Below are 21,416 nucleotides of genomic sequence, written 5' to 3' on the forward strand. Positions count from 1 at the left end.
TGTGGCAATGGCGTGCTTCCGCAGAGAGGCACCCTCGCCAGAGCGGAATTTTCCGGGGGTCATCATGAGCAGGGTCGTTCCACGAGCTTGGCAGCAAGGCTTGCCAGTCAGCCGGCTGCGCTGAGATGGGCAGTCCCATTCGCACCCGCGCAGCCGGGTGTGGAAGGCGCTCGCCGTTTGCCCGCTTGTACCGCGCGGGCATCGATGGCGTGCGCGCTCCACACGTGGCGCGCCCGCGCCCTTCGTCCGGCTTTACGCTGATCGAACTGATGGTCGTGATCGCGCTGATCGCGATCACGACTTCGATCGCCATGCCATCGTTCCAGCGTTTCCTCGAGCGCGCGCGCGCCGATGCGGCGGCAGCCGAGGTGGCGGGCCTGTTCTCGCTGGCGCGAAGCGAAGCGATTCGCCGCAACGTGCCGGTGACGATCTGCCGGGCGACCACGGCGACCAGCACCGTCTGCGCGCAGGATGCGCAGGCTGACTGGGGCGGCCGCTGGATCCTGTTCCAGGACACCAACAACGACCAGGTACGTGCGGCCGGCGAAGAGATCATCCGCATGCGCGATGCCGGCAATGGCGGCTTGTCGGTGCTGCTGGCGGCGCCGGTGCAGGCGATCCAGGTCAGTGCGCGCGGCTTCCTGGCGGCCGATGGCGCGCTGGCCTTGCGCGTGGCGCCGTCCGGATCGGATGAGCGCGTGCTGAATATCTGCGTGTCGCATGCCGGGCGCGTCGACCAGAGGACGGCGGCATGCAGTTGAGCCGGTCTGCCGTGCGCCAGCGCGGCGCAACCCTGATCGAGGTGCTGATCACCATGGTGCTGGTCGCGATCGTCCTGATCGGCATGATGTCGCTACAGGCGGCGTCGCTGCGCTACCGCTCCGGGGCCAGCGTGCGCTACACCATCGTCGACGCCGCCACCGACCTGTCCGAGCGCATCCGCGCCAATGCGTCCGGGCTGGCCGAAGGCGTGCCCGAAGGCTCCAACGCCTACCTGGATGCCCTGGCGGTGCAGCCTCCCGTCGCGCCCGCGAAGGACTGCAGCCGGGTCGCGTGCAATGGGGCGGAGTATGCCGCCTGGGACGTCTCGCAATGGTGGCGAGCGCTGTCGGCGCAACTGCCCGGCGCTGGCGTCGCGGCATGGACTTCGCCCGCGGTCGCGGCACCGGCCGGTACGGTGCCAGCGGGCTTTGTCAGCTACCGGCTGGAGCTGTACTGGAAGGATCCCGCATCGAACCTTGCCGCCGTGGATTGCTCCGCGGCGGCCAACGCTTATTTCGCCACGCTGGCCGGGTTTGACCCCAGGGGAGTCACATGCGCGACTGTCACGCTCCGGCCCTGATCCGGCGCCGCATCGCGAGCCGCGGACGCTCGCTGGTGGAAATCATGATTGCGCTGGTGCTCAGCCTGCTGCTGCTGGGGTCGATCACCGCGTTGTACCTGACCACGCAGCGCAGCACGCGCACGCAGGAAGGCTTGCGCAGCGCCGATGACGGCGCACGCTGGGCCCTGTCGGTCATCGGCGACCAGTTGCGATTGGCCGGGCTTGGCCGCGTTGACCTTTCGCTGCTGAGCGCGCGTCCGGTCACGTTCGATGGCGCGCCCGTGCTTGGTTGCGAAGGCGGACTTGCCGATGTCGGCACGGGCGCGTGCGTGGCACCCGCGACCGCCAATGCCGATGCGATCACGGTGCGCTACCAGCGCATCGACGGCTCGCTGGCCAGCGCCACCGACTGCAACGGACGCGCCGTCCCGGTGGCACGTGGCATCGCCGAAAACGCCTTCTACGTGACCGGCAACACGCTGATGTGCCGCGGCTCGGATGGCGCGACCATGGCCGCGTCGCGGGCCGAGCCGATCCTGGAGAACGTCCAGGACCTGCAGCTGAGCTACGGCGTGGCGCAGGACGCCGACTCCGCCAACGTCACGCAATACCAGCCGGCCAGCGCGCTGGCGGCGGCCGACTGGAGCCGCGTGGTCAGCGTTCGAGTATGCCTGCTGGTGGCGGATCCCAGCCCGGTCAACGCGGATGTCGCCACGACTTACCGCGACTGTGCCGACAACGTGCAGAACATTGCCGACGGCCGCCTGCGCCGGCGCTTTACCAGCAGCTTCGCACTGCGCAACCGGGTGGGATAGATGAGCCAGCGCATGGGCAGACAAGGGAGCAGGCCGCCGCTGCGCAGGCGCCGCGCGCGCGGCGTGGTGCTGGTGGTCGCGCTGGTGATCCTCGCGGTGGTGTCGCTGCTGACCGTATGGAGCATGCGCGGCAGCCTGTTCGACGAACGCCTCGCGGGCAACAACCGCGACCATCAGGTCGCGTTCCAGGCGGCGGAGCTGGGGCTGCGCTTTTGCGAAGCGGTGGTGATCACCGGGCAGCCGGCCGCGCTGTTCAACCGCATGTACCGCAAGGACATGAGCGCGATCGTCAGCGCAGCCAGGCCGCCGGTCGACAGCAGCGGCCAGCTCAAGCTGGGCTATCTCGATGCCGGCGGCCGCCAGTTCTGGGAGGTGCCGTCCAACTGGGATACCGGCGTGAACGCCGAGCCCAACACCAACGTGATCGTCATTCCCGCCAGCGAAGGCGTCACGCTGCGCGAAGCCGCCGCGGCGCCGCGCTGCTTTATCGAAGAGATCCGCAAGCCATCCAAGGTCAGGAATCCACAGACCGGCATGCCGATCAATATCCATTACCGGGTGACAGCGCTGGGCACCGGCATCAATCCCGGCACGCAGGTCACGCTCCAGTCGGAGGTACGGCAATGACAGGCTTCAACAGGAGGCTTCGCCAGGGCGTCGCAGCGACGATGGCGGTCGCGATCGCGCTGTTGCCGGCCGCCGGCGGTGCGGCGGTGTCGCAGCAGCCGCTGATCTTCAGCACCTCGGTGGCGCCCAACGTGATGTTCACGCTCGACGATTCCGGCTCGATGATGTTCGAGATCACGCCGGAAAGCCTGTCGCCAAACGGCACCGAATCCAGCTGGGACCTGACGCCCGACCGCGGCAACTGGCTGATCTACACCTTTCCGTTGCCCTCCGGCGGCCAGGTCTATTCGACCGACGGCACCTACTACAAGGACGCCAGCGCGTCGGTCGTCAATTTCAGCAGCACCTCGCTGGCGGCAGCACGCTACCGGACCGCGGCACTGAATGTGTCGTACTACAACCCGGACGTCACCTACGGCGCTTGGTTCGATCCTTCCGGCAAGCTGGCCAAGGCGTCGCCAAAGCAGGCCTGGTACAACCCGATGCTGCCAAACAACGGCTCGATCGACCTGACCGCCGACAACACCGTCAAGGCGTACTGGCTGGATGACGATGGCAAGGGCTTCAGCGAAAAACGGGTAACGTTCTATCCGGCCATCTATTATCGGTACGACAGTACGCTCAGCGGCTGCAACGGCAGCACGTCGAGCCTGAAATGCTTCAAGCGCTATGAGATCCGGTCCGGGTCGACGTTTCCGCATAACGGCAAGCGCATTGACTGCGCAGCATCGGCGATCTGCACCTATGACGAAGAAATCCAGAACTTCGCCAACTGGTTCCAGTATTACCGCTCGCGCATCCTGGCCATGCGCGCCGCGGTAGGCCAGGCCTTCGCGGGGCAGAACGAAGCGATCCGCGTCGGCTTCACCACCATCAATGACAATACCCGCTCCGGCTCGTCCAGCTATACCGGCATCCGACGCGCAGTGGCGCCGTTCAACACCGCCAACAAGACGCAGTTCTACCAGGACTTCTACAGCCTCGACCTCGGCGCCAATGGCACGCCGCTGCTGGGCGGCATGGACACCGTGGGCAAGTATTTCCAGAACAACGCCCAGCCGTGGGTCGAGCCGGGCGGCACCAGGGAGAGCGCCTGCCGCGCCAGCTACCACATCCTCTCCACCGACGGCTATTACAGCGACAGCACCTCGGTTGGCGATGTGGACAGCACCAAGGGCTCGAAGATTTCGCCGGTTTCGGGAACGGCCTACCAGTACCAGCCGGCCGCGCCCTACAAGGATGGCTATTCCAATTCCCTTGCCGACGTCGCGATGAAGTACTGGGTCAATGACCTGCGCACCGCTGAAAACCGCGTCCCCACCAACTCGCGCGACGAAGCCTTCTGGCAGCACCTGGTCACCTTTACGCTGGGGCTTGGCGTGAAGGGCTCTCTCGAGTCCGACCCGGCCAACAAGCCGGCCAACACCAATGCCACGCGCAGCGACGTGCTCGACGCCATCCTGGCCAAGCTGAAGGGAGGCACCATCAGCTGGCCCAGGCCGTCCGGCAGCGACCAGAACAAGATCGACGACCTCTGGCATGCCGCGGTCAACACGCGCGCCGACAACTACAGCGCGGGCGATGCCGCCGGGCTTGCCGCGGCGCTGAACAACGCGCTGACGCAGATCGCCTCGCGCAGCGGCTCGTCCTCGTCGGCGGCGACCAATTCGACCACGCTGAACACCGACACCGCGCTGTTCCTGACGCGCTTCCGCTCCGGAGCATGGACTGGCGAACTGCTGTCGCAAAGCTATAACGCCACGGACCGCGCCTTCACCGCCCTTAACTGGAATGCCTACCAGAAGATGCCGGCTGCGGCATCGCGCAAGATCTATACGTGGTCGGCGGGTACCGCCCCGGCCGGCAAGCCATTCCAGTGGACCAGCGACAGCGACGCCTCGCTGACCACCGCGCAGAAGACCGCGCTGGGCGGCGACAAGGCCATCGTCGCCTACCTGCGCGGCGACACCACGCTGGAAAAGCGCAATGGCGGCAAGTACCGCGACCGCGTGACCGACAACGGCGCCGGCGGTTCGGTGTCCAACGTGCTGGGCGACATCGTCAATTCCTCGCCGATCTACGTGAAGGCAGCGGATGCCGGCTATGACTACCTGAACGGAGACGGCGGCAGCAGCTATTTCGCCTTCCTCGCCAACAACCGCACCAACCGCCGCGCGATGATCTATGTGGGCGCCAACGACGGCATGCTGCATGGCTTCGACGCGCTGACCGGCGTGGAGAAGTTTGCCTACCTGCCCAACCAGGCGATCGTCGGCACCAATTCGGTCAAGGCGCTGGCCTCGCCGGAATACGTCCACCGCTTCCTTGTCGATGCCACGCCAGCCGCCGGCGACGTATTCATCCGGCGCGGCACGGAAAGCACGGCCAGCTGGCGCACGGTGCTGGTCGGGGGCATGGGCGCCGGCGGCAAGGGCATGTTCGCGCTCGACGTGACCGACCCGTCGACCTTCGACGAGAAAAAGGTCATGTGGGAGATCGCCGCCGACAACGACCTGGGCTACACCATCGGCACGCCGGTGATCGGCCGCGTCAACAACGGCAAATGGGTGGCGATCTTCGGCAACGGCTACGAGAGCAGCACCGGCAAGGCGGTCTTGTATATCGTCGACCTGGCCAACCCCTTTGGCAGCAATGGCATCCGGAAGATCTACGCCGATGCGAAGGAGACCGCCGCCAGCGGCAACAACAACGGACTGGGCAGTCCGGAAGTGGTCTACGACGACAACCTCACCATCCAGGCGGTCTATGCCGGCGACCTGAAAGGCCGGTTGTGGAAATTCGATCTCTCCGGCGACAACCCGGCGGCGTGGAGCGCCCGCATGGGCACCACGCAGGGCGCGCCGCTGTTCACCGCGCAAAGCGCGGCGGGCGTGGCCCAGCCGATCACTGCCGCGCCGACCGCGCTGGTCAATCCCAGGGATCCGCACAAAGGCTTCCTGCTGACCTTCGGCACCGGCCGCTTTTATGATGCCGCCGATACCGCGGCCACCGGCTACAACTCGGTCTACGGCGTGTGGGACAACAATACCGCCGCGGCAACGCGTAGCGACCTGCGCGCGCAGACACTGACCCAGGGTTCGACGGTCGTGGATGGGGTGTCGCGTCCGGTGCTAACCCTCAGCAGCAATACGGTCGACTACACCACGCGGCGCGGCTGGTACATCGACCTGCTGACGCAGGGCGAGCGCGTGGTGGTCAAGCCGAAGACGGACGCGGAACGGCTGGTCGTCACCACGCTGACGCCATCGACCGACGAGTGCGTCGGCGGCATCAGTTCCAACCTGCTCGACTTTGCCGCGCTGACCGGCGCCGCGCTGCCGTACCCGGTGCTCGATGTCAACGGCGACGGCAAGGTCGACGGCGACGACAACATGAAGGTCAACGACAAGCTGCTGGTGGTATCGGGCATCGCGCAGCAGGGCAACTTCGGCTCGACCATCTTTACGGGGGGCGGTGGTGGCGGCAGCGACCACCTCAAGGTCGCCAGCGCCACTACCGGCGATGTCATCAGCGTGGTGGAAAAGGGCAATATCGCCCGCAACCGGCTGTCATGGAGGCAGATCTCCCAATGAACGGGTTCCATAGCCGCCGCCGCGTGCCGACCACTGGCGGCATGACGCTGATCGAGCTGATGGTCGCGGTATCGATCCTCGGCATCCTCGTCGCCATCGCCATCCCCAACTACACCGAGCACGTGCGGCGCGGCTACCGTACCGATGCGCGCGGCATGATGACCGAGGCGGCGCAGCAGCTGGAGCGCTTCCGCTCGGTCAATGGCCGCTACGACCAGGACAGCGCCGGGGCGGCGTTCGCCTTGCCGGCGGCGTTCCGCACTTCGCCGCGCGACAGCAACCGGGTGCGCTACAACCTCTCGCTGGTGGCCAATTCGCTGACGGCGAACGGCTATGTGCTGCAGGCCGTGCCGGTCGATGCGGCGGATGCCTGTGGCACCTACCTGCTGGACCAGGCCGGCACGCGGCTGAACGCGGTCGGGGCGAATCCCGCCGCGTATTTGCAGGACTGCTGGGAACGTTGACGGTAGGGCAGGGCGCTCAGCGCTTGCTGTTGCCCGCGGTCACTTCGGCGAGCACATCGGAGAACTCGGAAACATCCTCGAAACTCCGGTACACCGACGCAAAGCGGATATACGCGATCTTGTCGAGCTTGCGCAGCTCGCGCATCACCAGCTCGCCGACCTGGCTGCTGGGGATTTCCTTCTCGCCCAGCGACAGCAGTCTTTCCTCGATGCGGGTGATGGCTTCATCGATGGCCTCGGCCGAAACCGGGCGCTTGCGCAACGCCAGGCGCATCGAATCCTTCAGCTTGGCGCGCGCGTAGTCGACGCGCGAACCGTTTTTCTTGACGATGGCGGGAAAGAACAGCTCGATCCGCTCATAGGTGGTGAAGCGGCGGTCGCAGGACTCGCAGCGCCGGCGCCGGCGCACGGCATCGCCGTCTTCCGACATGCGCGTGTCGAGCACCTGGGTATTGGAATGACCGCAAAAGGGGCATTTCATGCCGGACCACCTTCAGTTGAATTCCGCCGCTTGTTCCGGGTGGGTGTACCGCGGAGGCGGGGCGGGTTGGCGAGGCCCGCAAGCCGGACCGCCTGCTTCATGTGGCAGGGCACGGCTTGCGGGGCTGCCGGCCACCCTCGCGGGTGGCCCGGAAGCATCAGCCGTAGACCGGGAAACGCTTGGTCAGGGCAGCCACCTGCTCGCGCACGCTGGCGATGTTGGCGGCGTCGTGCGGGTTCTCCAGCACGTCGGCGATCAGGTTGCCGACGATGCGGGCTTCTTCTTCCTTGAAGCCGCGCGTGGTCATGGCCGGCGAGCCCAGGCGGATGCCCGAGGTCACGAACGGCTTTTCCGGATCGTTCGGAATGGCGTTCTTGTTGACGGTGATGTGCGCCTCGCCCAGGATGCGCTCGGCGTCCTTGCCGGTGATGTGCTTGGCGCGCAGGTCGACCAGCATCACGTGGCTTTCGGTGCGGCCCGAGACGATGCGCAGGCCGCGCGCGATCAGGGTCTCGGCCAGCACGGCGGCGTTCTTCACCACTTGCTGCTGGTATTCCTTGAACTCGGGGGTCAGCGCTTCCTTGAACGCCACCGCCTTGCCGGCGATCACGTGCATCAGCGGGCCGCCCTGGATGCCGGGGAAGATCGCCGAGTTGATGGCCTTCTCATGCTCGGCCTTCATCAGGATCACGCCGCCGCGCGGGCCGCGCAGGCTCTTGTGCGTGGTGGTGGTGACGAAGTCGGCGTGCGGCACCGGGTTCGGGTAGACGCCCGCGGCGATCAGGCCGGCATAGTGGGCCATGTCGACCATGAAATAGGCACCGATCGACTTGGCGACGCGGCCGATGCGCTCGAAGTCGATGCGCAGCGCGAAGGCGGAGGCGCCGGCGATGATCAGCTTGGGCTTCTTCTCTTGCGCGAGCTTTTCCAGCGCGTCGTAGTCGATGTCTTCCTGCGCGTTCAGGCCGTAGCTGACCACGTTGAACCACTTGCCGCTCATGTTCAGCGCCATGCCGTGGGTCAGGTGGCCGCCTTCGGCCAGGCTCATGCCCATGATGGTGTCGCCCGGCTTGAGCATGGCGAAGTACACGCCCTGGTTGGCCTGCGAGCCCGAGTTGGGCTGCACGTTGGCGGCCTCGGCGCCGAACAGCTGCTTGACGCGGTCGATGGCCAGCTGCTCGACCATGTCGACAAATTCGCAGCCACCGTAGTAGCGCTTGCCGGGATAGCCCTCGGCGTACTTGTTGGTCAGTTGCGAACCCTGCGCGGCCATCACGGCCGGCGAGGTGTAGTTTTCGGAGGCGATCAGCTCGATGTGGTCTTCCTGGCGCTGGTTTTCCTTCTGGATGGCGGCAAAGACCTCAGGGTCGATCTGGTCGATCGTGAAACGGCTGCGTTCGAACATGGCGAGACTCGTCTGAAAAAAGGGAATCCGATTCAAGCATCGGGAGCATCGGTTAGGGCGCGCGGGGAAGGCTAGCGGCGACCGGCGCTGGCGGCACTTTGCAGCCGTCGGCGCAGGGCGCACCCTGCTTCCCATTCGCTGCCCAGGCGAGCGGCAGGCGTGTGAAACAACACGCCAGAGAACTTGCGCTTCCTCGTGGTAGTGCCCACTGACTTCGCCAGTCGCGCAAGATGGAATGGTTGCGCGCAGTGTAGCGCGTAGAGTGCGCCCGCCGCAAGCCGTCAACCCGCCAGCCAAGGCTGGTCAAGGGCTGGCCAGCAACTTGCTGTTGCAAACTCGTACTGCGGGTTTACACGAAACCGCATTCTCTCTCCGTTACAATCGCGGCCATGACAAACTTTGTCTGGACCCTGCGGGTGTACTGGGAAGACACCGACGCGGGCGGCGTAGTCTTCTACGCCAACTACCTCAAGTTCTTCGAACGGGCCCGCACCGAGTGGCTGCGTTCGCTCGGTATCGAGCAGCAGGCGCTGGCCGACGAAGCCGGCGTGGTCTTTATCGTCCGTAGCACGGCGGTGGACTACAATGCGCCCGCCCGCCTCGACGACCAGCTCGAGATCCGCACGCGTATCGACCGGGTCGGCCCGGCCTCGGTCCAGTTCACGCAGAAAGCCTGGCGTGACGAACTGATGCTTGCATCTGGCGCCATCCGCGTCGGGTGTGTCGATCGAAGCACTTTCCGTCCCGCTCCAATTCCCGCCCCCGTCCTAGCTACCATCAAGTCCGCCCGATGAATCCCGTGACCGTCACGCAAGACATGTCGATCGTAACGCTGGTGCTCCACGCCAGCCTGCTGGCACAGGCCGTCATGGTGCTGTTGCTCGTCATGTCGCTGTTTTCGTGGACCTATATCTTCCGCAAGCACCTCGCGCTGCGCTCGGCGCGCACCCAGACCGAGGGGTTCGAGCGCGACTTCTGGGCTGGCGGCGACCTGCAGGCGCTTTATAACAGCGCCGTCAACAACCGTCACAACACTGGCGCGCTCGAGCGGATCTTCGAATCCGGCATGGGCGAGTTCCTGAAGGCGCGCGAGCGCGGCAACGATTCCGGTGCGCTGCTCGACGCCGCCCGCCGTGCCATGCGCGCCGCCTACCAGCGTGAGATGGATGTGCTCGAGTCGCACCTGCCGTTCCTGGCCTCGGTGGGCTCGGTCAGCCCGTACATCGGCCTGTTCGGCACGGTGTGGGGGATCATGAACGCGTTCCGCGGCCTGTCGAATGTCCAGCAGGCCACGCTGGCATCGGTAGCTCCCGGCATTGCCGAAGCGCTGGTGGCCACCGCGATCGGCCTGTTCGCGGCGATCCCGGCGGTGATCGCCTATAACCGCTACGCCACCGAAATCGACCGCCTCGCGATCCGTTTCGAAAGCTTCATGGAAGAGTTCCTGAACATCCTGCAACGGCAGACCCGCTAACCGAATCCAAGACAGGCAGTCCGGGTGACCGGCCCGGGCTCCAGTCGTTTCCAGGAGTCCTGCAATGGCAGCCATTCAGCGCCGCGGCGGTTCGCGCCGCCGGGCAAGCGCCGACATCAACGTCGTGCCTTATATCGACGTCATGCTCGTGCTGCTGGTCATCTTCATGGTGGCAGCGCCGATCGTGAGCCCCGCCACTGTGGACTTGCCCACCGTGGCCAACGCCACGCCGCAGCAGAAGGCGCCGCCGATCGTCGTCACTGTGCACGAGAATGGCGACCTGACCGCGCGCGGCAAGGACAACGCCGGCAATGCCTTCGAGCGCAAGCTCGACAAGCAGGGCCTGCTCGATTTCGTGCACCAGCGCCAGAACGAGAACCCGGACCAGCCGGTGGTGATCGCCGCCGACCGTTCGGTGAAGTACGAAGCCGTGCTCGATGTCATGTCGGTCCTGAAGGCCGACGGCATCAAGCGCGTGGGCCTGATGGTCAAGTCCAAGACTTCCTGACGCGTTGAACCCGTATTGAAGCCGCATTGATGCGCCCGACTGACAGCCATTGCGATTGCCGTTGCGCCCGATGAATACCGTCGCCGCCTATCCCTACCAGCCGGTGAAAGAGCGGGGAACCATGCGTTCCTTCGTGCTCGCGCTCGTCATGCACCTGCTGCTGGGCATCGTGCTGTATTACGGCGTGCACTGGCAGAGCAGCACGCCGGTCGGCGCCGAGGCCGAGCTGTGGGAAGAGATCCCCGCCGCCACCGCGCCGCCACCGCCGCCGCGCGAACCCGAGCCGGTGGTGCAGCCGCGCCCCGTGCCCGCGCCGCCGGCGCCGCAGGTGAAGAGCAAGGTCGAGGAAGACGCCGACATCGCGCTCGAAAAGAAGAAGCGCCAGGCCGAGGCTGCCGCGCGCGAGGAAGCCGAGCGCAAGGAAACCGCCCGCAAGGAGGCCGTGCGCAAGGAAGAGGCGCGCAAGGAAGAGGCCCGGAAGGAAGAGGCTCGCAAGGACGCGGCGCGCAAGGAAGCCGAGCGCAAAGAGGCTGAACGCAAGGAAGCCGAACGCAAGGAAGCCGAACGCAAGGAAGCCGAACGCAAGGAAGCGCAGCGCAAGGAAGACGCGAAGAAAAAAGCCGCACAGCAGGAGCAGGATCGCAAGGAACAGGCCGAGCGCGAACGCAAGGAAGCCGCAGACGCCAAGGCCAGGGCGCAGGCCGACGCCAAGGCGAAGGCCCAGGCCGAGGCCAAGGCCAAGGCACAGGCCGATGCCAAGGCCAAGGCGCAGTCGGAGGCGGCTGCCAATGCACAGCGCAAGAGCGAGCTGGCGCGCCTGCAGGCGCTGGCCGGCGGCGGCGCCGGTGGCGGTGGCGTGGGCAGCACGACCGGCGCGGGCGCCGGGGGTGGCGGCAAGGCGTCGCCAGGTTATGCCGACCGCGTGCGCCGCCGGGTGAAGCCGAACATCGTGTTCACGGAAGACGTGCCGGGCAACCCGAGCGCGGTGGTATCGGTGCGACTGGCGCCTGACGGCTCGCTGATGTCGGCGCGGCTGTCCAAGTCCAGCGGCAATTCGTCGTGGGACAACGCCGTGCTGCGCGCGGTCGAACGTTCCGACCCGCTGCCGCGCGACGAGGACGGCAAGGCGCCGGCCAGCTTTACCATCACCTTCCGGCCGAAGGACTGAGTGACCGGCACGCCATGATTTGCAACATAATGCAACCTTCATCGCCGGCTTTCAGTCCCATCGCTACGATGGCAGGTTGCCTGACGCAGCCGGCAGTGTGCAGACCGCACGCACAACGGGGATGCGCCATGCGCGGTCCTGCCCGTGTTGCCGTCTGCCTGATTCCTGCCGTGCCCGACGAATCTTGAAATCGACTGAGGAGCAGCATGCGAAAGCTTTGGGCCCCCAACTGGCTGTCCGAGAGGCGGCAACATGCAAACCAACGAGCCGCCCGCCGGGCGGGACGCCGCGCGCTGATGGCGTGGCTGGCCGCCGCGCTGACCGTGGCCGCCGGCGCCGCGCACGCGCAGCTCAACGTTGAAATCTCCGGGGTCGGCTCCAGCCAGATCCCGGTCGCCACCGCCAATTTCCAGGGCGAGGCCCAGGCCCCGCAGAACCTGACCGCGATCATTCGCGCCGACCTGGCGCGCAGCGGCCGCCTGCGCAATGTCGACCCGGGCGGCGCCACGGTGGCGGAATCCGCCAATGTCGACCTGGGCAGCTGGAAGTCGCGCGGCGCCGACGCCTTCGTCGCCGGCAGCGTGACCCCGGCCGGCGGCGGCCAGTACGAGGTGCGTTTCCGCCTGTACGACACGGTCAAGGGCCAGAGCCTGGGCGGGCTGGCCTTCACCGTCAACCAGGGCCAGCTGCGCGTGACCGCGCACAAGATCGCCGACTACATCTATGAAAAGCTGCTGGGCGAGCGCGGCGTGTTTGCCACGCGCCTGTCGTACGTGTCCAAGGTGGGCGGCAAGTACCAGCTGCTGATCTCGGACTCGGACGGCCAGAACTCGCAGGTTGCGCTGAGCAGCAACGAGCCGATCATTTCGCCGTCGTGGTCGCCGGACGGCCGCCGCGTGGCCTATGTCTCGTTCGAAGCCAAGAAGCCGGTGGTGTACGTGCACGACCTGGCCAGCGGCAAGCGCACGCTGGTGTCGAACCAGAAGGGCAACAACAGCGCGCCGTCGTGGTCGCCTGACGGCCAGCGCCTGGCGCTGGCGCTGTCGCGCGACGGCAATACCCAGATCTACCAGGTGAACGCCGACGGTTCTGGCATCCGCCGCCTGTCGCGCAGCAGCGCCATCGACACCGAGCCGCAGTACTCGCCCGATGGCCGCAGCATCTACTTCACCAGCGACCGCGGCGGTGCGCCGCAGGTCTATCGCATGCCCGCCGGCGGCGAAGAAGCCGGCGGTGCGCAACGTGTCACCTTCAAGGGCAGCTACAACGTGAGCCCGCGCATCTCGCCGGACGGCAAGTACCTGGCATACATCTCGCGCGCGGGCGGCTTCAAGCTGCAACTGCAGGACCTGAGCAACGGCGACGTGACGTCGCTGACGGATACGGCCAACGACGAAGCCCCGAGCTTTGCCGCCAACGGCAAGTACATTCTCTATGCCACCCGCGTGGGCGGTCGCGCGGTGCTGGCGGCGGTGTCCACTGACGGGCGTACCCGGCAGGTTCTGTCCCTCCAGTCCGGCGATGTTCGCGAGCCGTCCTGGGGTCCTTTCATGCAATAACAGGAGTCATTCACTATGCCCCAACTGATGAGCAAAGCCCTTGCCGTCGCCGCACTGCTGGCCCTGGGTGCCTGCAGCTCCGGCGTCAAGCTGGACGACACCGCCAACGCCGGCGCCGGCAAGGCCGGCACGGGTGCTGACCCGCGTGCCGTCACGCCGGTGACCGCCGCCGATCCGCTGAACGACCCGAACAGCCCGCTGGCCAAGCGCAGCGTGTACTTCGACTTCGACAGCTACACGGTCAAGTCCGACTACCAGGGCATGCTGACCGAGCACGCCAAGTACCTGGGCGGCAACAAGGGCCGCAAGATCCTGATCCAGGGCAACACCGACGAGCGTGGCACCAGTGAGTACAACCTGGCGCTGGGCCAGAAGCGCGCCGAAGCCGTGCGCCGTTCGCTGGCCTCGATGGGCGTGCCCGACGGCCAGATGGAAGCCGTGAGCCTGGGCAAGGAAAAGCCCAAGGCCACCGGCCACGATGAAGCCTCGTGGGCGGAAAACCGCCGCGCGGACATCAACTACTGATCTGCGGACTGACCCTCCATGAAAGCACGCGTATCCACCCTGTTGTGGCTTGCCGCCGTCGCCGGCGGCGGCATGCTGCCGCTCACGCAGGCGCATGCCGGTGTGTTCGACGATGACGAGGCACGCAAGGCGGTCATCGGCCTGCGCGACCAGTTCAATGGTTTCCAGGCGACCGCCACGCAGCGCATCGAGCAGAACAGCCGCACCACGCTCGACATGCAGAACCAGCTCGAAGGCATGCGCCAGGAAGTGGCGCGACTGCGCGGCCAGAACGAAGTGCTGCAGAACACGGTGGACACGCTGCAGAAGCAGCAGAAGGACTACTACGCCGACCTCGATGCGCGCCTGAAGAAATTCGAGCCGCAACAGGTCACGGTCGAGGGCCGCGAAGGCGTGTCGCAGCCGGGCGAAAAGCCCGAATACGATGCTGCGCTCAAGCAGTTCCAGGCGGGCGACTTCAAGAGCGCCGGGAGTTCATTCTCGTCGTTCGTGAAGAAGTACCCGCAGAGCCCGTACCTGCCGCTGGCGCAGTACTGGCTCGGCAACTCGCTGTATGCGCAGCGTGACTACAAGGGGTCCACCTTCGTGCTGCAGAACATGGTCAACGCCAACCCGACGCATCCCAAGGTGCCGGACGCGATGATCGCCATTGCCAACAACCAGCTCGAGTCCGGCCAGAAGGCGGCCGCGCGCAAGACGCTGGAGCAGGTGGTGGCCAAGTATCCGGGCACCGAAGGCGCGCAGGCGGCGAGCAACCGGCTGAAGACGCTGAAGTAAGCGTCGGCGGCGGCGCGCCGCCTGCTGCTGCAAGGCTCGCTTCGGCGGGCCTTTTTCGTTTGTCGCGCTAGAATATGTGATTCGCCTGAATGTTCTTGCGCGCCGCCCCCGACGCGCCCCCGCACCATGACCAAACGCGCCATCGTCCTGCTTTCCGGCGGACTCGACTCCGCCACCGTACTTGCCATGGCCCGCGCCCAGGGTTTCGAGACCTATGCGCTGTCGATGCGCTATGGCCAGCGCCATTCTTCTGAACTGGAGGCCGCGAAGCGCGTGGCCGCGGCGCTGGGCGCCAGCCGCCACGAAATCGTCGACCTCGACCTGCGCCGCTTCGGCGGTTCGGCGCTGACCGACGACACGCTGGAAGTGCCCACCGACGGCGCCACCGGAGGCATTCCCGTCACCTATGTGCCGGCGCGCAACACCATCATGCTGTCGCTGGCACTCGGCTGGGCCGAGGCCGTGGGCGGGCGCGACCTTTTCTTCGGCGCCAATGCGGTGGACTACTCTGGCTATCCCGATTGCCGGCCTGAGTACGTCACCGCCTACGAAACCCTGGCCAACCTCGCCACCAAGGCGGGCGTCGAGGGCGACCGCTTCCGCGTGCACGCGCCCATCATCGACATGACCAAGGCCGAGATCATCTGCGCCGGCATCGGCCTGGGCGTGGACTACAGCCTGACGGTGTCGTGCTACCAGGCCGACGACGACGGCCGCGCCTGCGGCGTGTGCGACTCGTGCCGCATCCGCCGCGCCGGCTTCGAGGCCGCCGGCGTGCCCGACCCGACCCGATACCAGGGCGCCGCCTGAACTTTCGAACCGAACGCCGCCAGAAGCCGTCTCCTCCCAACGACATGCCTGAAATTGACCTTGCCGCGCTCTCGCGCACCGTGCTGCTGAGCACGTTCGTCCTGACCTTCCTGTTCGGCGCGGTGCTGCAGCGCACGCACTTCTGCACCATGGGCGCGGTCTCCGACGTGGTCAACATGGGCGACTGGACCCGTGCGCGCATGTGGGGCCTGGCGATTGGCGTGGCCATGATCGGCACCGGCGTGCTGGCCTGGACTGGCGTGGTCGATCCGACCAAGACCATCTACACCGCCAGCAAGCTGGGCTGGCTGTCGGCGCTGGCGGGCGGGCTGATGTTCGGCTTCGGCATGGTGCTGGCATCGGGCTGCGGCAGCAAGACGCTGGTGCGCATCGGCGCCGGCAACCTGAAGTCGCTGGTGGTGTTCGTGTTCCTGGGGCTGTCGGCGTATATGACGCTGCGCGGCCTGTTCGGCGTGGTGCGCGTCAATACCGTCGACGCGGTGGCGGTCACGCTGCAGACCACGCAGGACCTGCCGTCGGTGCTGGCGCAAGGAACCGGCGTGGCGCGTGGCGCGTTGCAGCTTGGGCTGGGGCTGCTGCTGGGCGGCGTGCTGGTGGTGTGGGCGCTCGCGGGCCGCGGCTTCCGCTCGTTCGACAACCTGCTCGGCGGCGTTGGCGTGGGCCTGATCATCGTGGCGATGTGGTACGTGTCCGGCCAACTGGGCTACGTCGCCGAGGATCCGAATACGCTCGAAGAACTGTTCGTGTCGACCAACTCGGGCCGCATGGAAAGCCTGAGCTTCGTCGCGCCTTACGCCTATACGCTCGACTGGCTGATGATGTTCAGCGACAAGAGCAAGGTGCTGACCATCGGCATCGTCAGCGTGTTCGGCGTAATCGCCGGCGCGGCGGTCTATGCGCTGGCCACGCGCACGTTCCGCTGGGAAGGCTTCGGCAATGCCGAGGACGTGGCCAACCATATGGTCGGCGGTATCCTGATGGGGGCGGGCGGCGTGACCGCGCTGGGCTGCACGGTGGGGCAGGGCCTGTCGGGCGTGTCGACGCTGGCAATCGGGTCCTTTATCGCGCTGGCCGGCATCCTTCTGGGTGCGGTGCTGGCGTTCCGCTACCAGATGTGGCGGCTGGAACGCATGGTGTGAATGACGAACGCTTGACAGTCCGGAAACTGTGTCACTATAATCGCGGTTCTGTTTTTTCGGGTCGTTAGCTCAGTCGGTAGAGCAGCGGACTTTTAATCCGTTGGTCGCGTGTTCGAGTCACGCACGACCCACCAGCATTCGAAGTACACGAAGGCCTGCGCAATGCGCAGGCCTTCGTCGTTTTCAGGTCGCGAAACGCATCCTCCAGGGGATGCGGTCTCCGTCTCCTCGCGTTGCGCACACCCCAGGCGATGCCGCCGCAGCCGCCGGCGTGCAGATTCCAGCGCAAAAAGCCCGCGAAATCATTGGTTTAACCAGATCGAGTTAGAGACTTGTTGTCTTATCCACATGAGAATGAGCAGCGGACCGGCCATGGCAGGCGCGGCGGGAGACACAGAATGAATTGAGCCGGGCCACCACCGGCAGGATTCCATATGCGGCAAGCGGGTGAATCGTTACCGGCCAGTGGCCACGTGCTGCGCCTCATCTGGCCGTTCGTTCCGGTTGTGGTCGCACTGGCGTTGTTCAGCATCGCCAGCCTTGACCTGTTGTCGGCCGCGCGCGCGTTCGTCGCCGGCGAGAGCCAGTGGTCCAAGGGCCAGAAGAATGCGGTGCTGCATCTGTTGCGCTACGGCGAAGACCGCAATCCTGCGGATTTCACCGCCTATCTGGCCGCCATTGCGATTCCGCTCGGCGATCATCGCGCCCGGCTGGAGCTCGACCGCGACGAGCCGGACCTGGAACGCGTGCGCGAAGGGCTGCTCGCAGGCGGCAACCACCCGGAAGACATCCCGCGGATGGTCCGGCTTTACCGCAATTTCCGCCATATCCACGAGGTCGATGCCGCGATCCGCGTGTGGGCCGCCGGCGACGAAGAGATCGCCGCGTTGCACGAGCAGGCGCTCGCACTGCGCCGTTTGGTCGACCGGCCCGGTTGCGACGACGATTGCGTCGCGCCCGTGCTGCGCCGGATCGCGCAGATCGATGCGCGGCTGACCCCTCTGGAACGTGCGTTTTCGGAACACCTTGGACAGGCGTCGCGCCGGGTGACGAGGCTGTTGACCACCGGCAGCGCGGTGGCGGCAACCTTGCTGCTGATGTCGGCGATCCTGCTGTCGCACGGCCCGCTGCGGCGCGAGCGGCGGCTGCGCGAGGCGCTGTCCCAGCGCGAAGAGCAACTGCAGCTGGCGGTGGAGGGCAGCAACGACGGCCTGTGGGACTGGCATCTCGGCAGCGGCGAGCTGTATTTTTCCCCGCGATGCGCACAGATGCTGGGCTACGGCGCAAGCGAGTTGCCGCATGCGCGTGAGACCGTGCTCGGCCTGCTGCATCCGTCGGACATTGAAGCCTTCGAATCCAAGCTAGCTTGGCATCTGCGCAGCGGCGAGCCGTATGACACCGAGTTCCGGCTGCGCAAGCGCGACGGCGGCTACCTGTGGGTGCGCGCACGCGGCCGGCTGGTCCGCGCCGCCGCGCGGCGGCGATCGCGCATGGCAGGCTCGCTGACGGATATCTCGGACAACAAGCGTTACGAAGCCCAGCTGTTTGCGGAAAAGGAGCGTGCCCAGGTCACGCTGCAGGCAATCGGCGACGCGGTGGTGACCACCGACGTGTGGGGTCGCGTGCAGTCGCTCAATCCCGCTGCCGAGGTGCTGACCGGCTGGCGCGAGGCCGATGCCCTCGGGCAGCCGCTGGGCAAGGTGTGCATGCTGCGCGACGAGGACAGCCTGGCGCCGCTGTCCGATATCGTCACGCTCGCGCTCAGGCAGCGTTGGCACAGCCAGTCGGCACAACTGGTGCAGCGCGCTGCATCGGGGTATTCCGGCCAGGCGCTCGCGGTCAAGCCCTCGGTGGCACTGATCCGCGACCGTGCCGCGCACGCGATCGGCGTGGTGGTGGTGCTGCACGATGTCAGCCAGGAACGCGCGCATGCCACGCGGCTGGCCTACGAGGCCAGCCACGACAGCCTGACCGGGCTGGTCAACCGCGCCGAGTTCGAGCGCCGCGTCGACGCCGCGATCACGCGGGCGCATGCGCAAGGTGTCTCCCATATGCTGATGTACCTGGACCTCGACCAGTTCAAGGTGGTCAACGACACCTGCGGCCATGCCGCCGGCGACGAGCTGATCCGCCAGATGGCCGAGGTCATGCGCAGCCAGCTGCGCCGTAGCGATACGCTGGCGCGCCTTGGCGGCGATGAGTTCGGCGTGCTGCTCGAGCATTGCGCCACCAGCGACGGCGAGCGCGTGGCAGAGGCCCTGCGGCACGCCATTGCCTGCTTCCGCTTCGCGCACCGGCAGCGCACCTTCGCGCTGGGCGTGAGCATCGGCCTGATCTTGCTGGATGCCCAGACCGGCAGCGTCGCCGAAGCGCTCAGCGCGGCCGACGCGGCCTGCTACGTGGCCAAGGAGGGCGGGCGCAACCGCGTGCAGGTCTACCATCCCCGGGACAATGTGGTTCAGGCACGGCACGGTGAGATGGAATGGGTCAGCCGCGTGCACGACGCGCTGGCGGCGGGGCGCTTCTGCCTGTACGCGCAGGAGATCGTGCCGGCGCAGCCGGACGCCGAGGCGCGGGCCCCAGGGCGCCATATCGAACTGCTGCTGCGCATGCTGGACGAGCGCGGCCGGCTGGTGCCGCCGATGGCGTTCGTGCCGGCATGCGAGCGCTACAACCTGATGCCGATGATCGACCGCTGGGTGGTCGAGACCGCCTTCCGCGCGCTGGCGGGCCGCCAGGGGGAGATCGCCACCTGCGCCATCAACCTGTCGGGCTCGTCGCTGGCGGATATCCACTTCCCCGAGTTTGTGCGCGAGCAGGCGCAGTGCGCCGGCATCGCGCTGGACGGCATCTGCTTCGAGATCACGGAAACGGCGGCGATCGCCAACCTCGCGCAGGCGGGATCATTCATCCAGCAGTTGCAGCAGCTCGGCTGCAGTTTCGCGCTGGATGATTTCGGCGCAGGCATGTCGTCGTTTACCTACCTGAAGCACTTGCCGGCGGCGTACCTGAAGATCGACGGCAGCTTCGTGCGCGAGATGCTGGCCGATCCGGTCAACCTGGTGATGGTGGAGGTGATCCAGCGCATTGGCCAGGCCATGGGCATGAAAACCATCGCCGAATTCGTCGAGAGCGAGGCCATGCTGGAGCGGCTGCGCGAACTCGGCGTCGACGCGGTGCAGGGTTTCCATATCGGCCTGCCGCAGCCGTTCGCCCCGTCCGGCCTGGCCGCAATGGTGCCGGCCGCGGCGGCGCGGACGGCCTGAGCGCAAGCGCGCGGTTCAGCGAACGAGCGGGTCGCGGAAGCCGGTATCGACGGGAGGCGCGTCTGGCGTAGCCGCGCCGGTGGTGTCCGGCATGGTGGCAGGTGCGGTGGCAGGAGGGATCGCCTGCCGTTTGGCGTCACGCCAGGTGTTGTAGACCCAGTACGCCGCGCCGGCCGCCAGGCCGACCTTGGACAGCTTCCAGGTCCAGCGCAGTAGCGGCGTGCGCCGAAGCAGCGGCAGCGCCAGCGTGACGGCGGTGCTCAGCAGCGGGTAGTCCTTGGTGACGCCCGCGACCTTCATCAGCGAGCCGGGCCGCGCAATGCGCGGCAGCCAGCTGGCAAAGTTTCCCAGCCGGCGCGCGCCGCCGCGTACCTGGTGCAGCGCCTGCAGGCAGTCGTGGCGTTCCAGCGCCGCGCGCGTGAGCAGCAGTTCCTTGCGCACCTCCAGCGGCAAACGGACTTCCTGCGTGAAGCGGACGGGCCGCGCGTGCTCGCGGCGGTTGCGCTCGGTCGCGCCTTCTTCGGGTTCCAGGGTGGTCATCGGCGCAGGATCTCCCGGTCTTTGTCGATTTCGGCGAGCGTGGCCTCGAACATCGGCGGGGCGTTGCGCACCAGGTTGCGTGCGTACGCGAGGCAGCCGGCGCACAGCAGCAGGTAGACGACCACCAGCACGCCCAGCGCCTGCCAGCCGTAGCTGTTCCAGAACAGGATGGCGACGAGCGCGGTAAAGGTGACCAGCGCAATGCCGAAGAACACCAGCCCGAAGCAGGCCAGCAGGGCGACCTTCATCAGGCGCGTGCGTTCCTCGGCGAATTCGACGCTGGCAAGCTCCAGGCGGGTCTGGACCATGGCAACCAGCGAGTTGAGGAGGTTGCGCACGGATTCCAGCAATTTGGGAGAAGGGGTGGATTCGCTCATGGATTCGCTCGGCGGCTCCGGCGTGAAAGCGGCACGCCGGCATGGCCGTGCGTGCCTTTCTGCGGACGGGGCCGGGCGCCGCTGTGCGGGCCCCCGGGCCTCTGGCAACCCGTGCCTCGCGCGGGTTGCCGCTCTGGTGCGACGCCTGGCGCCGCACCGGGACTACAGCCGCTTACTTGCGGTTCAGCAGCAGACCGATCAGCAGGCCCACGCCAGCCGCCACGCCCACGGCGCGCCACGGGTGGTCGTGCACGTAGTCGTCGGTGGCACGAGCTGCCGCCTTGCTCTTGGTCACGACGGCATCCTGCAGGTCCTGGGCTTTTTCCTTGGCTTGCTTGAGCAGACCCATGCCGCGCTCGCGCAGTTCGGCGGCTTTTTCGCCGGTGGTCGAAGCGGCTTGCTTCAGCAGCTCCTCGGCGTCGGACAGTACGGTCTTGACATCGCTCATCAGTTTCTCCTGTTTGCGGGCGGTTGGTTCGGTTTGTGCGGATTCTGACATTTTCTACGCTCCGAGGCTAACGGCATTGTCTGTCTGATACTTAG

At 66.6% G+C, this 21,416-nt stretch carries 21 protein-coding genes, 1 tRNA gene and 1 riboswitch; of the genes, 17 read left to right on the forward strand and 5 right to left on the reverse strand.

The window, feature by feature from the left end; genetic code table 11:
* Positions 1–209 precede the first annotated feature (209 nt).
* The 6 genes from J8I82_RS17485 to J8I82_RS17510 are packed head-to-tail and all read left to right on the forward strand — an operon-like array spanning position 210 to position 6,823.
* Entirely contained in the window at positions 210–761 is a 552-nt protein-coding gene (locus J8I82_RS17485) for a GspH/FimT family pseudopilin (RefSeq protein ID WP_209759695.1), read from the forward strand.
* The gene (gene pilV / locus J8I82_RS17490) at positions 752–1,342 is read left to right on the forward strand and encodes a type IV pilus modification protein PilV (RefSeq protein ID WP_209759697.1); all 591 of its coding nucleotides are present in this window, start codon (positions 752–754) and stop codon (positions 1,340–1,342) included. Before J8I82_RS17485 ends, pilV begins: the two co-directional genes overlap by 10 nt.
* Positions 1,315–2,139 carry a PilW family protein gene (locus tag J8I82_RS17495; RefSeq protein ID WP_209759699.1) on the forward strand — a complete coding sequence of 275 codons (825 nt, stop codon included), beginning with the start codon at positions 1,315–1,317 and terminating at the stop codon, positions 2,137–2,139. The genes pilV and J8I82_RS17495 overlap by 28 nt, the downstream gene beginning before the upstream one ends.
* 12 nt (positions 2,140–2,151) lie before the next feature.
* Positions 2,152–2,766, forward strand: a complete 615-nt coding sequence (locus tag J8I82_RS17500; RefSeq protein WP_209759701.1) for a pilus assembly PilX family protein — start codon at positions 2,152–2,154, stop codon at positions 2,764–2,766.
* On the forward strand, positions 2,763–6,359 hold the full coding sequence (locus tag J8I82_RS17505; protein ID WP_209759702.1) for a pilus assembly protein: 3,597 nt from the start codon (positions 2,763–2,765) through the stop codon (positions 6,357–6,359). The genes J8I82_RS17500 and J8I82_RS17505 overlap by 4 nt, the downstream gene beginning before the upstream one ends.
* Complete coding sequence (locus J8I82_RS17510) at positions 6,356–6,823, forward strand: type IV pilin protein (protein WP_209759704.1); 468 nt, start codon at positions 6,356–6,358, stop codon at positions 6,821–6,823. The genes J8I82_RS17505 and J8I82_RS17510 overlap by 4 nt, the downstream gene beginning before the upstream one ends.
* 16 nt (positions 6,824–6,839) lie before the next feature.
* Here J8I82_RS17510 and nrdR read toward each other — a convergent pair whose 3' ends face one another.
* Positions 6,840–7,304: a transcriptional regulator NrdR gene (gene nrdR / locus J8I82_RS17515; RefSeq protein ID WP_133092423.1), complete on the reverse strand. Its 465-nt coding sequence runs from the start codon at positions 7,302–7,304 to the stop codon at positions 6,840–6,842.
* 157 nt (positions 7,305–7,461) lie between these two features.
* Positions 7,462–8,709 carry a serine hydroxymethyltransferase gene (gene glyA, locus J8I82_RS17520; RefSeq protein ID WP_209759706.1) on the reverse strand — a complete coding sequence of 416 codons (1,248 nt, stop codon included), beginning with the start codon at positions 8,707–8,709 and terminating at the stop codon, positions 7,462–7,464.
* Between the two features lie 133 nt (positions 8,710–8,842).
* Positions 8,843–8,944: riboswitch (ZMP/ZTP riboswitch) on the reverse strand.
* A 154-nt stretch (positions 8,945–9,098) separates the two neighbouring features.
* Here glyA and ybgC point away from each other — a divergent pair.
* The 11 genes from ybgC (at position 9,099) to J8I82_RS17575 (ending at position 19,956) form a co-directional block, all read left to right on the forward strand.
* On the forward strand, positions 9,099–9,503 hold the full coding sequence (gene ybgC / locus J8I82_RS17525) for a tol-pal system-associated acyl-CoA thioesterase (RefSeq protein ID WP_209759708.1): 405 nt from the start codon (positions 9,099–9,101) through the stop codon (positions 9,501–9,503).
* On the forward strand, positions 9,500–10,183 hold the full coding sequence (tolQ, locus tag J8I82_RS17530) for a protein TolQ (protein WP_209759710.1): 684 nt from the start codon (positions 9,500–9,502) through the stop codon (positions 10,181–10,183). The genes ybgC and tolQ overlap by 4 nt, the downstream gene beginning before the upstream one ends.
* A gap of 64 nt (positions 10,184–10,247) precedes the next feature.
* On the forward strand, positions 10,248–10,691 hold the full coding sequence (tolR, locus tag J8I82_RS17535) for a protein TolR (RefSeq protein ID WP_029045462.1): 444 nt from the start codon (positions 10,248–10,250) through the stop codon (positions 10,689–10,691).
* A gap of 70 nt (positions 10,692–10,761) precedes the next feature.
* Positions 10,762–11,859, forward strand: coding sequence for a cell envelope integrity protein TolA (gene tolA / locus J8I82_RS17540; RefSeq protein ID WP_209759712.1), 1,098 nt, complete (start codon positions 10,762–10,764; stop codon positions 11,857–11,859).
* Between the two features lie 206 nt (positions 11,860–12,065).
* Positions 12,066–13,418 (forward strand): Tol-Pal system beta propeller repeat protein TolB, encoded by a 1,353-nt coding sequence (gene tolB, locus J8I82_RS17545; protein WP_209759714.1) that lies wholly within the window; start codon positions 12,066–12,068, stop codon positions 13,416–13,418.
* Between the two features lie 15 nt (positions 13,419–13,433).
* Positions 13,434–13,943 (forward strand): peptidoglycan-associated lipoprotein Pal, encoded by a 510-nt coding sequence (pal, locus tag J8I82_RS17550; RefSeq protein ID WP_209759716.1) that lies wholly within the window; start codon positions 13,434–13,436, stop codon positions 13,941–13,943.
* Between the two features lie 18 nt (positions 13,944–13,961).
* Positions 13,962–14,720, forward strand: coding sequence for a tol-pal system protein YbgF (gene ybgF, locus J8I82_RS17555; protein WP_209759718.1), 759 nt, complete (start codon positions 13,962–13,964; stop codon positions 14,718–14,720).
* A 126-nt stretch (positions 14,721–14,846) separates the two neighbouring features.
* Positions 14,847–15,530, forward strand: a complete 684-nt coding sequence (gene queC / locus J8I82_RS17560) for a 7-cyano-7-deazaguanine synthase QueC (protein ID WP_209759720.1) — start codon at positions 14,847–14,849, stop codon at positions 15,528–15,530.
* Between the two features lie 44 nt (positions 15,531–15,574).
* Positions 15,575–16,690: a YeeE/YedE family protein gene (locus J8I82_RS17565; protein ID WP_209759722.1), complete on the forward strand. Its 1,116-nt coding sequence runs from the start codon at positions 15,575–15,577 to the stop codon at positions 16,688–16,690.
* A gap of 58 nt (positions 16,691–16,748) precedes the next feature.
* Positions 16,749–16,824, forward strand: a tRNA-Lys gene (locus tag J8I82_RS17570).
* 300 nt (positions 16,825–17,124) lie between these two features.
* Positions 17,125–19,956, forward strand: a complete 2,832-nt coding sequence (locus tag J8I82_RS17575) for an EAL domain-containing protein (protein WP_209759724.1) — start codon at positions 17,125–17,127, stop codon at positions 19,954–19,956.
* 15 nt (positions 19,957–19,971) lie between these two features.
* On the opposite strand, the gene J8I82_RS17580 is transcribed toward J8I82_RS17575, so the two are convergent.
* The 3 genes from J8I82_RS17580 to J8I82_RS17590 all read right to left on the reverse strand — a co-directional run bounded on the left by J8I82_RS17580 (position 19,972) and on the right by J8I82_RS17590 (position 21,372).
* Entirely contained in the window at positions 19,972–20,496 is a 525-nt protein-coding gene (locus tag J8I82_RS17580; RefSeq protein ID WP_209759726.1) for a DUF3318 domain-containing protein, read from the reverse strand.
* Positions 20,493–20,873, reverse strand: a complete 381-nt coding sequence (locus J8I82_RS17585) for a phage holin family protein (RefSeq protein WP_209759728.1) — start codon at positions 20,871–20,873, stop codon at positions 20,493–20,495. The genes J8I82_RS17580 and J8I82_RS17585 overlap by 4 nt, the downstream gene beginning before the upstream one ends.
* Before the next feature lie 172 nt (positions 20,874–21,045).
* A complete protein-coding gene (locus tag J8I82_RS17590) occupies positions 21,046–21,372 on the reverse strand; it encodes an ElaB/YgaM/YqjD family protein (RefSeq protein ID WP_010813729.1) in 327 nt (108 codons plus the stop codon).
* Between the last annotated feature and the right edge of the window lie 44 nt (positions 21,373–21,416).

The organism is Cupriavidus consociatus (genome assembly GCF_017814975.1).
GTDB lineage: Bacteria > Pseudomonadota > Gammaproteobacteria > Burkholderiales > Burkholderiaceae > Cupriavidus > Cupriavidus consociatus.